The 14,144-nt window shown below is 65.0% G+C and carries 10 protein-coding genes and 2 pseudogenes; 2 read left to right on the top strand and 10 right to left on the bottom strand.

Annotated elements, in window-relative coordinates; all coding sequences use genetic code 11:
• Positions 1-373: 373 nt before the first annotated feature.
• A complete protein-coding gene (locus tag NG898_RS14950; RefSeq protein ID WP_252693073.1) occupies positions 374-2,206 on the top strand; it encodes an ABC transporter ATP-binding protein in 1,833 nt (610 codons plus the stop codon).
• 3 nt (positions 2,207-2,209) lie between these two features.
• Here NG898_RS14950 and NG898_RS14955 read toward each other — a convergent pair whose 3' ends face one another.
• From NG898_RS14955 to NG898_RS26235, 10 genes and pseudogenes are all read right to left on the bottom strand, one after another.
• Entirely contained in the window at positions 2,210-3,529 is a 1,320-nt protein-coding gene (locus tag NG898_RS14955; protein ID WP_252693075.1) for an MFS transporter, read from the bottom strand.
• A gap of 49 nt (positions 3,530-3,578) precedes the next feature.
• The gene (locus NG898_RS14960; RefSeq protein ID WP_252693077.1) at positions 3,579-4,961 is read right to left on the bottom strand and encodes an amino acid permease; all 1,383 of its coding nucleotides are present in this window, start codon (positions 4,959-4,961) and stop codon (positions 3,579-3,581) included.
• A 241-nt stretch (positions 4,962-5,202) separates the two neighbouring features.
• A complete protein-coding gene (locus NG898_RS14965) occupies positions 5,203-5,733 on the bottom strand; it encodes a chromate transporter (protein WP_147214159.1) in 531 nt (176 codons plus the stop codon).
• A complete protein-coding gene (locus NG898_RS14970; RefSeq protein WP_252693079.1) occupies positions 5,730-6,302 on the bottom strand; it encodes a chromate transporter in 573 nt (190 codons plus the stop codon). The genes NG898_RS14965 and NG898_RS14970 overlap by 4 nt, the downstream gene beginning before the upstream one ends.
• 4 nt (positions 6,303-6,306) lie before the next feature.
• Complete coding sequence (gene parC / locus NG898_RS14975) at positions 6,307-8,649, bottom strand: DNA topoisomerase IV subunit A (RefSeq protein ID WP_252693081.1); 2,343 nt, start codon at positions 8,647-8,649, stop codon at positions 6,307-6,309.
• 49 nt (positions 8,650-8,698) lie between these two features.
• Complete coding sequence (locus NG898_RS14980; RefSeq protein WP_252693082.1) at positions 8,699-9,589, bottom strand: lytic transglycosylase domain-containing protein; 891 nt, start codon at positions 9,587-9,589, stop codon at positions 8,699-8,701.
• Positions 9,590-9,605: 16 nt separating this feature from the next.
• On the bottom strand, positions 9,606-11,591 hold the full coding sequence (locus NG898_RS14985) for a DNA topoisomerase IV subunit B (protein ID WP_252693084.1): 1,986 nt from the start codon (positions 11,589-11,591) through the stop codon (positions 9,606-9,608).
• A gap of 172 nt (positions 11,592-11,763) precedes the next feature.
• Positions 11,764-12,069 (bottom strand): hypothetical protein, encoded by a 306-nt coding sequence (locus NG898_RS26225; RefSeq protein ID WP_420803701.1) that lies wholly within the window; start codon positions 12,067-12,069, stop codon positions 11,764-11,766.
• Between the two features lie 258 nt (positions 12,070-12,327).
• Positions 12,328-12,639, bottom strand: a pseudogene (locus tag NG898_RS26230) (ATP-binding cassette domain-containing protein); the annotation flags it as partial.
• Positions 12,640-12,843: 204 nt separating this feature from the next.
• Positions 12,844-13,824: pseudogene (locus NG898_RS26235) on the bottom strand (ABC-F family ATP-binding cassette domain-containing protein); the annotation flags it as partial.
• 23 nt (positions 13,825-13,847) lie between these two features.
• Here NG898_RS26235 and NG898_RS14995 point away from each other — a divergent pair.
• On the top strand, positions 13,848-14,054 hold the full coding sequence (locus NG898_RS14995; protein WP_252693452.1) for a hypothetical protein: 207 nt from the start codon (positions 13,848-13,850) through the stop codon (positions 14,052-14,054).
• The last annotated feature ends 90 nt before the right edge of the window (positions 14,055-14,144 follow it).

Consider the following 14,144-nt stretch of genomic DNA (forward strand, 5'->3'; position numbering starts at 1 on the left):
GGTCTAAAACCTCACGCGCCGCGTTCTGAACGCCAATCGCCGGGTTCGACAACCTCACGCGTCGCGTTCTGAACCCCAACCGCCGGGTCCAAAACCTCACGCGTCGCGTTCTGAACGCCAATCGCCGGGTTCAAAACCTCACACGTCGCGTTCTGAACCCCAATTGCGGAGTTCAACAACCCCACGCGTGGCGTTCGGAACCCCAATCGTCGAGTTCAAAACCTCACGCACGGCGTTCTGAACGCCGATCGCCGAGCCCAGCACTCCGTAAGCCACCCCGCCAACATGGGCACTTTCACGCGCGTATCATGGGCGGCTCTTCCGCGCACGTCCCGCCCTGGGGCGTCGGTCTCCTGTTCACCCCCGACCCGACATGCTGCTGCGCCGCCTGGAAAAGCTCATCGATCCGTTCCGCCCCCTGCCCGACACACAGCCTCCGGCCAATGTCTGGCGCTTCTACGCCTACTTCCTGCGCGAAGTGCGCGGCGTCTTCGCGTTCCTGCTGGTCGTGGGGTTGCTGGGCGCGCTGATTGAAGTCGCGCTGTTCGACTTCCTCGGCCGCATCGTCGACATGATCCAGGCGACACCCGGCCCCGCGTTCTTCGGCCGCCACCGGAACGAACTGCTGTGGATGGCCTTTGTGGCGCTGATCGCGCGGCCGGTCATCTTCGGGCTGCACGACGTGCTCGTGCATCAGGTCATCAACCCGAACCTGTCGAACCTGATCCGCTGGCAGAACCACCGCTACGTGCTCAAGCAGAGCCTGACGTTCTTCCAGAACGACTTTGCGGGCCGCATTGCGCAGCGCATCATGCAGACCGGTTTTTCGCTGCGCGATTCCGCCGTGCAATCCGTGGATGCGCTCTGGCATGTCGTGATCTACGCGATCAGTGCGATGGTGCTGTTCGCCAGGGCCGACTGGTGGCTCGTGGTGCCGCTGCTGGTGTGGATTGGCTGCTACGTCGCGGCCCTGAGCTACTTCGTGCCGCGCGTGAAGGCGCGCTCGGTCATCGCCACGGAGTCGCGCTCCAAGCTGATGGGCCGCATCGTTGACGGCTACACCAACATCACCACGCTCAAGCTGTTCGCGCATACGCAGCACGAAGAAAGCTATGCGCGCGACGCCATGGCCGAGCAGACGGACAAGACGCGCCTGTCCGGCCGCATGATCAGCGGCATGGATTTCACCATCACGGCCATGAACGGCCTGCTGATTGTCGGCACATCGGCGCTCGCGCTATGGCTGTGGAGCGAGGGCCGGGTGAGCGCCGGCACCATTGCGCTGACGACGGGGCTGGTGATCCGCATCAACAACATGTCGGGCTGGATCATGTGGGTGGTCAACGGCATCTTTGAAAACGTCGGGCAGGTGCAGGACGGCATGCAGACCATCGCGCTGCCGCGCGCCGTGATCGACCAGCTCGATGCCAAGCCGCTGCACGTGACGCGGGGCGAAGTACGCTTCGAGCACGTCGGCTTTCACTACGGCAAGGGCAGCGGCGTGATCGAAGGGCTGGATCTCGTGGTGCACCCCGGCGAACGGATCGGCCTGGTTGGCCCGTCGGGTGCGGGCAAATCGACGCTGGTGAATCTGCTGCTGCGCCTGTACGACGTGGAGCGCGGCCGGATTCTCGTCGACGGCCAGGACATTGCAGCCGTGACGCAAGAGAGCCTGCGCGAGCAGATCGGCATGGTCACGCAGGACACATCGCTGCTGCACCGCTCCATTCGCGACAACCTGCGCTACGGCAAACCCGACAGTACCGAGGCGGAGCTGATGCAGGCCGTGCATCGTGCGCGCGCCGACGAGTTCATCCCGCAGCTATCCGATGTGCAAGGGCGACGCGGCTTTGATGCGCTGGTGGGTGAACGCGGGGTGAAGCTCTCGGGCGGTCAGCGGCAGCGCATCGCGATTGCGCGCGTGCTGCTCAAGGACGCGCCGATCCTGATCCTGGACGAAGCCACGTCAGCGCTGGATTCGGAAGTGGAAGCCGCCATCCAGGAAAGCCTGGAAACGCTGATGCAGGGCAAGACCGTGATTGCCATTGCGCACCGGCTCTCGACCATCGCGCGCATGGACCGGTTGGTGGTGCTCGACGGTGGCCGCATCGTCGAGAGCGGCACGCACGCGGAGTTGCTGGAACACGGCGGCCTGTATGCGCGGCTGTGGGCGCACCAGACCGGCGGTTTCGTTGGCGTGGACTGAGCGTTACGACAGGCGGCGGCCGAGCGTCTCGGGCACCATCGCCAGACCGATCAGCGAGACCAGGCCGCAGCCGATCACGTAGAACGCCGGCGCGTTGGCATTGCCCGTGAGGTGGATCAGCTCGGTCGAGAAGAACTGCGCGAAGCCGCCAAAGATGGCAATGGCCACGCAGTAGGCGATCGACAGCCCCGTGGCGCGCAGCCGCTGCGGCAGCACCTCGCTCACGAGCACCATTGATGCCGGCGAGGTCATCGACATCGGCACCGACAGGCAGCCGACCACGATCAGCAACCGGGCGAGCGATGGGTCTGCGTTGATGAGTGCGAAGGCCGGATAGATCATCGCCAGCAGTGCAACGCGCGACCACAGCACCACCTTGCGGCGCCCGACGCGGTCGGCCAGCCGGCCGGCGAACGGCGACAGCACCACCTGCACCAGCGCCGCAATGCACGCCGCCCAGATCCCCAGCGACAGCGGCATGTGCAGCACGCTCACGGCGTAGTTGCTGAGGTAGTAGACGATGATGTACGTGGACGACGCCACGCCGATCATCAGCAGGATGCTGGCGATCAGCGCACGACGGTGTTCGCGCAGCAACGGCAGCGTGGCGTCCGCCTCGCGCGTGCTGGGCGGTGCGGCGGTTTCCTCCAGACGGCGGCGGATGATCAGGCCGACCGGGATGACGAGAATGCCGATGACGAACGCCAAGCGCCAGCCCCACGACTCCAGCGCTGCCGGTGCCAGCACATTGCTCAACAGCAGGCCGACCAGCGCGCCGAACAGCGCTGCCAGCCCCTGGCTGAACGGCTGCCAGCTCGTATAGAAGCCGCGCGAGCGATCGTCGGCATATTCCAGCAGCAGCGCAGTCGAAGCGCCCATCTCGCCGCCGATGGCAAAGCCCTGCACCAGCCGCGCCAGCACGACGAGCATGGGCGCGAGGATGCCGATCTGGGCGTAGGTGGGCGTGACGACAAAGACGAGCGACGACAGGCCCATCAGCCACAACGTGAGCGCCACGGCGGGCTTGCGGCCTGCGCGATCGGCGTACATGCCGATCAGCAGACCGCCGAGCGGACGCATCAGGAAACCCACGCCGAAGGTGGCGAACGACATCAGCAACTGGCCGGTCGCGTTGCCGACGGGAAAGTACAGCCGGCCGATCAGCGTGGCGAAGAAGCTGTAGACCACGAAGTCATAGAACTCCAGGCCGTTGCCGATGGTGATGGCGGCAATGGCCCGCGTGTGTGACAGCGGTTGCGCATGGCCGGTCGCCTGCGCGCCAGCGCGGCCGGCGTAGGACGGCGCAGAGGTGTGGTTCGACATGGGGTGTCTCCGAAACTTGTCTTGTCTTCTCTTTGCGGGCGGGCCGGGCTCACACCCCGCTTGCCTCTTCAGCCAGAACGGCTGCTGCGTTGGGCTTCACGCGCAGATACCATGCTGTCGACATGAGCAGCACCCAGCCTGCGCCAACGTACAGCGCCACGCGGGTGTCTTCCATGTAGCCCAGCACGCCGATCACGAACAGCATGAACGCGATGGCGAGTGCCGGCCCCACGGGCCACAGCGGCACCTTGAACTTGAGCGCACGCACTTCTTCGGCCGACAGGCGACGGCGCATGGCCACCTGCGAGAGCAGGATCATCAGCCAGACCCAGACGGTCGCGAACGTGGCGATCGACGCGATGATCACGAAGACGTTTTCGGGGATCAGGTAGTTCAGCACCACGCCGCCCAGCAGCGCACCGGCCATGAACAGCACCGTCACCCAGGGCACACCGTGACGCGACGTGGCCGCAAAGATGCGCGGCGCCTGGCCCTGCTCGGCCATGCCGTACATCATGCGGCCCGCGCCGAAGATGTTGCTGTTGATGGCCGAAATGGCCGCCGAAATGACGATGAGGTTCAGGATCGCTGCCGCAGACTGGATGCCCAGCCCCGAGAAGATCTGCACGAACGGGCTGCCCTGGCCGTCGATGCCCGTCCACGGGAAGATCGCCATCAGCACACACATGGTCAGCACGTAGAACAACAGGATGCGTGCCGGCACGGCATTGATGGCCTTCGGGATGACCTTGTCGGGGTTCTGCGCCTCGCCGCCGGTGATGCCGATGATCTCGACGCCGCCATACGCAAACATCACCACGGCAAACGACGCCACGAGGCCGCCCACGCCGTGCGGCAGGAAACCGCCGTGCGACCAGAGATTGCTCAGGCCCGACGCGTGCTCGCCGTTCATCTTCACGCCGAGGAACAGGATGACGGTGCCGCCGATGATCATGGCGCCGATGGCCACGATCTTGATCAGCGCGAGCCAGAATTCCATCTCGCCGAACACCTTGACGTTGCAGAGGTTCAGGCCGCAGATGAGCATGACGATGCCCGGCACCCAGATCCATTGCGGCACCTCGGGAAACCAGAAGCCCATGTAGATGCCGAAGGCGGTCACGTCGGCCAGGCAGACGATCACCATTTCGAGGATGTACGTCCAGCCGGTGAGAAAGCCGGCGAGCGGGCCGAGGTTGTCGCGCGCGTAGCGCCCGAACGAGCCGGAAACCGGCTGGCGCACCGCCATCTCACCGAGCGCGCGCATGACCATGTAGACGGCCGCGCCGCCGATGATGTACGCGAGGATCACGGCCGGCCCGGCCAGCTGGATGGCCGAAGCGGAGCCATAGAAAAGGCCCGTGCCGATGGCCGAACCGAGCGCGAGAAAGCGGATATGCCGCGCGCGCAGGTTGCGTTGAAGGTGTTCCAAACTGTCTCCTCTTTATGTCGGCGAGGTTGCCTGCGGGGCCGGTCCGGGCTCGACGCATGCGTCGATCAGACGCGAAGCCATATACAGACAACATCGCGTATCCATATATGTTGTTGTATATACATTATCGATGGCATTGGGGTATTCCCGAGGAACAGTGCCGCGCATGTGCCGCAAGGCGCCCAAAGAAAAAGGCGGACACGCGTCCGCCTTGGATTTCGCTAGCCCTGCGGCACCGGCGCTACACCCAGCCCATGCCGCCGACCAATGCCCCCAGTCCCACCAGCACCAGCGGGTGGACGCGGGTGAAGGTGCACGCCACGACCGTCGCCACGGTCAGCGCGATGGTGCTGAAACTGCTGTCTGCGCCGCGTGCGAGCACCCAGCCGGTGGAGAACAGCAGGCCGATCGTGAGCGGTGCGAGGCCGCGACGGACCAGCGCAATCCAGCGCGCATCGGGCTTGCGGTCCATGACGCGCGCGATGACGGCAGCAATCACGCACGACGGCCCGCAGATGCCGACCAGCGATGCGATTGCACCGCCCAGACCCGCCGCCTGCCAGCCGAACAACTCCACGAACAGCACATTGGGGCCCGGGGCCGCCTGCGAGATGGCGTACATGGCGCTCAATTGCTCGCTTGTCATGTAATGCCGCGTGTCGACCAGGAAACGGTGCATGTCGGGCAGCGTCGAACTGGCCCCGCCGATGGCGAGAAACGACAGCACCAGAAAGTGCCAGAACAGATCGAAGACGGTGGTGAGGTAGCTCATCGCGTAGCCCTCCACTCCAGTACCAGCGCGAGGGGAATCAGCACGAGCATGACTGGCAGCAGCGGCCATTGCAGCACGCCAATCGTCAGAAACACGGCCAAGCCGATGCCGATGGCACGCCAGGTACGCGACTGCCCTTGCGCCAGCTTGACCGCCGTGGAGAGCACCAGCCCCGCGGCCACGGCCGCCATGCCTTTGAGCAGGTTCTGCACCACCGACAGCGCGCTGTAATGGTCGTACAGCATGACGATCAGCAGCAACAGCACCGCGGGCACCAGCACCAGGCCACCCATGGCGGCCGCGGCGCCGCGCACGCCGTGATAGCGGTAGCCCAGCATGACCGAGAGGTTGACGATGTTCGGGCCGGGCAACACCTGGCCCAGGCTCAGCAGCTCGGCGAACTCCGTGTTGGAGAGCCAGCGGTTGCGATCGACAATGCCGGCGCGCGCAAAGGGCAGCACGCCGCCGAAGCCCGACAGGCCCATCCGCGCAAACTCGGTGAAGAGCTTGCTGCAGGACGGAATGTTTGCTGCGATGTTGGCTTCAGGCGCGGCGGTCGGATCGCTCATGGGTTCAGGCGGCGTCCGGCGCGGGCTTGGGCAACGAGAGCTTCGGATCGCGCAGCTTGGGCTCCAGCGTCTTGCCCTTGCGTGCGCGCTTGCCGGCGTACGGCTCTTGCGCGCGGGTCGTCATGGTCTGCTCAACGGCCTTGCCGCCGCGTGGGCCAGTGCCCGACAGCACGAAGCCCGCTGCACCGAAGGCCACCGCCTGAAGCAGCGTTTCGTTCTTCTCCAGCTCCATCAGGATCACGCCCCGGCCACCGCTGGCGAGCGTCTTCAACTCGCTGATCTGGAACAGCAGCATGCGGCCGCCTTCGGACAGGCACGCCACGCCATAAGCGTCGGCCGGCACCGGCGCCGGTTTGTTCGGTTGATCGCCCTCGTCCAGCGTCAGGAACGCCTTGCCGGCCTTCTGGCGGCCGACCATATCGCCCACCTTGGCCAGGAAGCCGTTGCCGCCGCGCGTGGAGATCACCAGGTTCTGTTCGGCATGGCCCGCGAACGTGTGGGCGATGTGCGTGCCCGGCGCGAGTTCGATCAGCGTCGTCAGCGGCACGCCGTCGCCACGGCCGCCAGGCAGGTTCGCCACGGCCACGGAATAGACGCGACCCGTGCCCTTGTCGTCGCGCGTGCCGAAGATCAGCAGCGCATCGGTGGTGCGGCATTCAAACGTGTCGTACAGCGTGTCGCCCGCCTTGAAGGCGAACTGCGTGGCGTCGTGGCCGTGGCCCTGGCGCGTACGCACCCAGCCCTTCTGCGAGACGATCACCGTGACGGGTTCATCAACGACCTTCACTTCAGCAGCGGCGCGGCGCTCTTCCTGGATGAAGGTGCGGCGGTCGTCGCCGTACTGCTTCGCGTCGGTCTCGATCTCCTTGATGATGCGACGGCGCATCATGGTCTCGGACTTCAGCAGCACGTCCAGCTCGCCCTGTTCTTCGCGCAGGTTTTTCAGTTCCTGCTCGATCTTGATGGCTTCCAGGCGTGCGAGTTGGCGCAGGCGGATTTCCAGGATGTCTTCGGCCTGGCGGTCGCTCAGGTTGAACACCTGGATCAGCGCGGCCTTGGGTTCCTCGCTCTCTCGGATGATGCGGATCACATCCTCAATGCGCAGCAGCACCAGCTGGCGGCCTTCGAGGATGTGGATGCGGTCTTCCACCTTGCCCAGACGATGGCGGGTGCGGCGCGTGACCGTGGCAAAGCGGTAGGTAATCCACTCGCGCAGGATCTCGGCCAGCCCCTTCTGGCGCGGGCGGCCATCCGTGCCGATCATCACCAGGTTGATGGCCGCACCCGATTCCAGCGACGTATGTGCCAGCAGCGTGTTGGCAAATTCCTGCTGGTCGATGTTCTTGCTCTTGGGCTCGAACACGAGGCGCACCGGGGCGTCCTTGCCGGACTCGTCGCGCACGGCATCGAGCAGACCCAGCATGGTCTGCTTCATGGTGAGCTGATCCGGCGACAACGACTTCTTGCCCGTGCGCACCTTCGGGTTCGTCAGCTCTTCAATCTCTTCCAGCACCTTCTGCGACGAGGTGTTCGGCGGCAATTCGTTCACCACGAGCTGCCACTGGCCGCGCGCGAGCTCTTCGATCTTCCAGCGCGCGCGCACCTTCAGGCTGCCGCGACCGCTCTCATACACCTGTGCAATGTCAGCTGCAGACGAGATGATCTGACCGCCGCCCGGAAAGTCCGGCCCCGGCATGTACTGCATCAGATCGGAGCTGGTGAGCTTGTCGTCTCGGATGAGCGCCACGGTGGCATTCGCCACTTCGCGCAAGTTGTGCGACGGGATCTCCGTGGCCATCCCCACCGCAATGCCCGATGCGCCGTTAAGCAGCACGAACGGGAGGCGCGCCGGCAGCAGCTTCGGCTCATCCATCGAACCGTCGTAGTTCGGGATGAAATCGACCGTGCCCTGGTCCAGCTCTTCGAGCAGCAGACGCGAGATGGGCGTGAGGCGCGCTTCGGTGTAGCGCATCGCCGCCGCACCGTCGCCATCGCGCGAGCCGAAGTTGCCCTGCCCGTCGATCAGCGGGTAGCGCAGCGAGAAATCCTGCGCCAGGCGCACCAGCGCGTCGTAGGCGGATTGATCGCCGTGCGGGTGGTATTTACCCAGCACGTCGCCCACCACGCGCGCCGACTTGACCGGCTTGGCATCGGAGCGCAGGCCCATCTCGTGCATCGCGAACAAGATGCGGCGCTGCACCGGCTTCTGGCCATCGGCCACCTCGGGCAGCGCGCGGCCCTTGACCACGCTGATGGCGTAGTCGAGATAGGCGCGCTCGGCATAGGCGCCAAGCGTGAGCGCTTCGGCCGGCTCGCTGGGGTCGAAGAGGATGTCTTGTTGTTCCATGGAGGCTCAAGCGAAAGCGGCGCGCTTCAACGTGGCGGCGCCGCCGGGATCAATGTTGGGGTAGGTTCGTGGCCACGCCGGTGGCCGGGTCCAATACGAGTTCGATGCGTGCGGGCCGGCCCGTGCGGCCCGGCTTGCGCGTGGCGATGACGCCGTTGGCGCTCACGTTCATCAACCCGGGCACGGCGGCAACGGGGTTGTAGTAGCGATAGAACTGCAGCACCGTCTTCACGTAGTTCTGTGTCTCGGCGTACGGCGGAATATCGTTGCCGTGCTTCTGCACCGCACCTTCGCCCGCGTTGTAGGCAGCCAGCACAAGCTCAAGGTTGCCCGAGAACATGCGCAGCAGATCGCTCAGGTAACGCACGCCGGTGGTGATGTTGGTCTTCGGGTCGGCCAGCTTCTGTGCAGCCGTGCGGCGGGCGTCGCCGGTCACGCCGTAACGCGCGCCGGTGTCCGGAATCACCTGCATCAGCCCGATTGCCCCCTTGGGCGACACGGCCTGCGGGTTGAAACCCGATTCAGCGGCAATCACGGCCTTCACCAGCGCGGGGTCGATGCCGTGCTTGCTGGCGGCTTGGCGGATCAACGGCTCCACCGTCGGCACGTTCGGATGCTGCAGCACCGCGCGCACCAGGCGCTGGCGCATGCCGGCCGCGTTGTCGAGTGCATCGCGCTTGCTGGCGTTGAGGTACGCATCGGCATCGGGCAGCTCGGTTGCCGGCAGGGCGATGGCGCTGTCGTCCTTGGCCTTGTCGTCACCCTTGCTCGCCACCGCGGCGCCCTTCATAAACAGCACGTAGCGATCGTCCAATCGTTCGGCAGCGAAATGCGCGAGACCGTTTTCATCGATGTAGCCGTAGACGTCCGCCCGCGCCGGCTGGCTGGCCACCAGGGCCAGCGCCGTCAATGCGAGTGCGAAACGTGCAAACAGCTTCATCGTTGTCGGTCAGCGATCAAATATCGGCTTCGACTTCGTTGCCGCGCGCTTCCAGCCATGTGCGGCGCGCGCCGGCTTCGCCCTTGCCCATCAGCATGTTCATCATGTTGATGGTCTGGTCTTGGCCCAGTTCGCCCAGCGCCACGGGCAGCAGGCGGCGCGTGTCGGGGTTCATGGTGGTTTCCCAGAGCTGCTCGGCGCTCATTTCGCCCAGGCCCTTGAAGCGGGAAATCTGCCAGGCGCCTTCCTTCACGCCGTCCTTGCGCAGCTTGTCTTCAATGGCTTCCAGCTCGCCGTCGTCCAGCGCGTAGAGCTTCTGCGCCGGCTTCTTGCCGCGCGCGGGGGCATCGACACGATACAGCGGCGGCCGGGCCACGCATACGTTCCCGCGATCGATCAGTTGCGGGAAGTGCTTGAAGAACAACGTGAGCAGCAGCACCTGGATGTGCGCGCCGTCCACGTCAGCATCGGACAGGATGCAGATCTTGCCGTAGCGCAGGCCCGACAGGTCGACCGCATCGTTCGGACCGTGCGGATCCACGCCGATGGCGACCGCAATGTCGTGCACTTCGTTGTTGGCGAACAGGCGGTCGCGTTCGGTTTCCCACGTATTGAGCACCTTGCCGCGCAACGGCAGGATGGCTTGGAATTCCTTGTCGCGGCCCATCTTGGCCGAGCCGCCAGCGGAGTCGCCTTCCACCAGGAAGAGCTCGTTGCGGGTCACGTCGTCGGACTCGCAATCGGTCAGCTTGCCGGGCAGCACGGCCACGCCGGAGCCCTTCTTCTTCTCGACCTTCTGCGCGGCACGTGTACGCGCCTGCGCTTGCTTGATGACGAGTTCGGCCAGTTTCTTGCCGTGCTCAACGTGCTGGTTCAGCCACAGCTCCAGCGCCGGACGGCTAAAGGTGGAGACCAGCCGCACCGCATCGCGGCTGTTCAGGCGCTCCTTGATCTGGCCCTGGAACTGCGGGTCGAGCACCTTGGCCGACAGCACGAACGAAGCGCGCGCAAACACGTCTTCGGACATCAGCTTGACGCCCTTTGGCAGGAGCGCGTGCATCTCGACAAAGCTCTTCACGGCCTGGAACAAGCCTTCGCGCAAACCGGATTCGTGCGTGCCGCCGGCCGGTGTGGGGATCAGGTTGACGTACGATTCGCGCACCGGGGAGCCCTCTTCCGTCCAGGCCACCACCCAAGACGCGCCTTCGCCGAAGGCAAAACCTTCTTCGCCGAGCTTGTCGGGGTCGGCAAAGTGTTCGCCTTCAAACAGGGGAATCACCGGCTCGGCGCCGCTGCCCTGCGCAAGCGATTCGACCAGATAGCCGCGCAGGCCTTGGTCGTACTGCCATTCGAGCGTCTCGCCGGTTTTTTCCAGCGTGAGGGTGACCTTCACGCCCGGCAGCAGCACCGCCTTGCTGCGCAGCAAGCGCTGCAGCTCGGCCTGAGGGATGTTCTCGGAATCGAAATACTTGGCGTCGGGCCACGCGCGCACGCGTGTGCCGCTCTTCTTCTCGCCGCGTTCGGCCTTGCGGGTGGTCAGCGGTTCGATCACGTCGCCGCCGGAGAACGCCAGCGTCGACACATTGCCGTCACGCCAGACCGTTACTTCCAGCCGCGTCGACAGCGCGTTCGTGACCGACACGCCCACGCCGTGCAAGCCGCCGGAGAACGCGTATGCGCCGCCGCGGCCCTTGTCGAACTTGCCGCCGGCATGCAGGCGCGTGTAGACGATCTCGACCACCGGCACGCCCTCTTCGGGGTGGATGCCCACAGGAATGCCGCGCGCATCGTCTTCGACACTTACGCTGCCGTCCTTGTGCAGCGTCACGGCAATCAGCTTGCCGTAGCCGCCCAACGCCTCGTCAGCGGAGTTGTCGATGACTTCCTGCACGATGTGCAGGGGATTGTCGGTGCGCGTGTACATGCCCGGCCGTTGCTTGACCGGTTCCAGGCCCTTGAGGACCTTGATCGACGATTCGCTGTATTGGGAGGTTTTGCTCATGGAAGGCGGAAAAACTGACCAGGCTTGGGTCTGTCCCCAAGCACCGGGAATGCAGCGCGCATTGTAAAGGAAGCCGTCCTCAACAATGCGGAGGGATCATCAGCGTTGGAATGCGACCCGAAATCCACATTCGGTCGACATCCCGCTGACATATTGCGTGGTTACTGCAGCGTCACACCGTGCCGGCGCGCTTGGCCTCGAGGGCTTCCCAGCGCTCCAGCGCCTCCAGCAGTTCCAGTTCGATGGCTTCGTGGCGCTCGGCCAGCTTTTGCGCGCGCTCCGGGTCGCGACCGTAGATCGTGCCGTCTTCCAGTTCGCCGCCGACCTGCTTCTGCTCCGCCTCCAGCGCTTCGATGGTGGCGGGCAACGCGTCGAGTTCGCGCTGCTCCTTGTAGCTGAGCTTGACCGTGGCACGCTCGCGCGACTTGGCCACCTCGGGCCTCTTCTCTTCAGCGACGGGCTTGGCGGCTTGCGCCATTTTGGCCGAGCGCGCCGATTGCGTCTGCCAATCGGAAAACCCGCCCACGTATTCACGCCAACGGCCCTCGCCTTCTGCCGCAATCACCGAGGTGACGACGTTGTCGACGAAGGCGCGATCGTGCGAGACCAGGAATACCGTGCCGCTGTATTCCTGCAGCAGCTCTTCCAGCAGTTCAAGCGTGTCGATGTCCAGATCGTTGGTCGGCTCGTCGAGCACCAGCACGTTGGCCGGACGGGCAAACAGGCGCGCCAGCAGCAGCCGGTTGCGCTCGCCGCCCGACAGCGAGGCCACCGGCGAGCGTGCACGCTCGGGCGGGAAGAGGAAATCGCCCAGATAGCTCATCACGTGCTTGCGCTGACCGTTGACTTCGATCCAGTCGCTGCCCGGGCTGATGGTGTCGGCGAGCGACCGGTTCAGGTCCAACTGCGCGCGCATCTGGTCGAAATAGGCCACCTGCAGATTGGTGCCGTTGCGCACGGTGCCCGAATCGGGTGCGAGTTCGCCGAGGATCAACTTCAGCAGCGTGGTCTTGCCGACGCCGTTGGCGCCGAGAATGCCGACCTTGTCGCCGCGCATGATGGTGGCGGTGAAGTTGTCGACGACGGTTTTGTCGCCATAGCGCTTGGTCACGTCGATCAGCTCGGCGACGATCTTGCCGGAGCGGTCGCCCTGCGAGACTTCGAGCTTGACGTTGCCCTGCACCTCGCGGCGCGCCTGACGATCCACACGCATCTGTTCCAGCCGCGCGACGCGGCCAACGCTGCGTGTGCGGCGCGCTTCCACACCCTTGCGGATCCACACTTCTTCCTGCGCGAGCAGCTTGTCGAAGCGGGCGTTTTCCAGCGCTTCGGCTTCCAGCTCCTGCGCCTTGCGCGTCTGATACGCCGTGAAGTTGCCGGGGTAAGAACGCAGCTTGCCGCGATCGAGTTCGATGATGCGCGTGGCCACGCGGTCGAGAAACGCGCGATCGTGCGTGATGAACAGCACGCTGCCACGGAAGGCCAGCAGCAAATCTTCGAGCCAGCGGATGGAGTCGTAGTCGAGGTGGTTGGTCGGCTCGTCCAGCAACAGGATGTCGGGCGCGCCCACCAGCGCCTGGGCCAGCGCCACACGCTTGGTCAGGCCGCCAGACAGCGAGCCAATGCGCGCGCCGGGCTGCAGCCCCAACTGGGCGATGGTCGTCTCCACACGCGTACGCAACTGCCAGGCGTCTGCCGCTTCCAACTGGGATTGCAATGCCTGCAGCTTGTGCAGCACGTCTTCATCGTGGGAATCGCCCATCGAGGTGATCAGCGCTTCGTATTCGGCAAGGAGGCCGGCGGCATGCGGCACCCCCATCGCCACGGCTTCGGCCACGGTCTGCTCGGGGTCGAATTCGGGCTCTTGCGGGACATAGGCCGAGGTGACGCCGCTCTGGCGGGCGATCAGGCCGTCATCCGGTGCGGTCGTACCCGCCACGATCTTGAGCAGTGACGACTTGCCGGTGCCGTTGCGGCCGATCAGGCCAACGCGTTCGCCGGCCTCCAGCGAGAAATCGGTGTGGTCGAGCAGCGCCACGTGGCCGAACGCCAGTTGCGCATCGGTAATGGAAAACAGGGCCATGCTGGAGTGAAAAGGATGCAGACCGCGTGCGGCCGGAAGGCGCGTATTGTAGTCGCCCCGCGCCTCGTCCATCGGCGACATTGCGCTTGCAGGTGCCGGTGCTATAACGCTTGTGCCGCCGGACTCGCTTTTTCCGGCCGCGCCATCCATACCGTTACGAAAGGGGAATGACGATGCGCGGACTCTTCGGGGTGTTGATCATCTTGATCGTGGCAGGCATTCCGGTGCGGCAGATCTTGCTGCGGACCGGATTCTCACCGTGGTGGGCCCTGCTTGTGCTGGTGCCGGTGGTGAACCTGATAGCGCTGTGGATTTTCGCGTTCTCGAACTGGCCGCGGCAGTCTTCCCAGCCGGGCAATGTGCTGCCGAACCAGAGCTAGAGAACGAGCGCAGCAAAGAAAACGGCCCGCTTTCGGCGGGCCGGAAGAGTCTCTCCTCGATGCCTTGCGAACAAGACATGGCCGGAGCAT

Source organism: Ralstonia mojiangensis, assembly GCF_023955645.1.
GTDB classification, from domain to species: domain Bacteria; phylum Pseudomonadota; class Gammaproteobacteria; order Burkholderiales; family Burkholderiaceae; genus Ralstonia; species Ralstonia mojiangensis.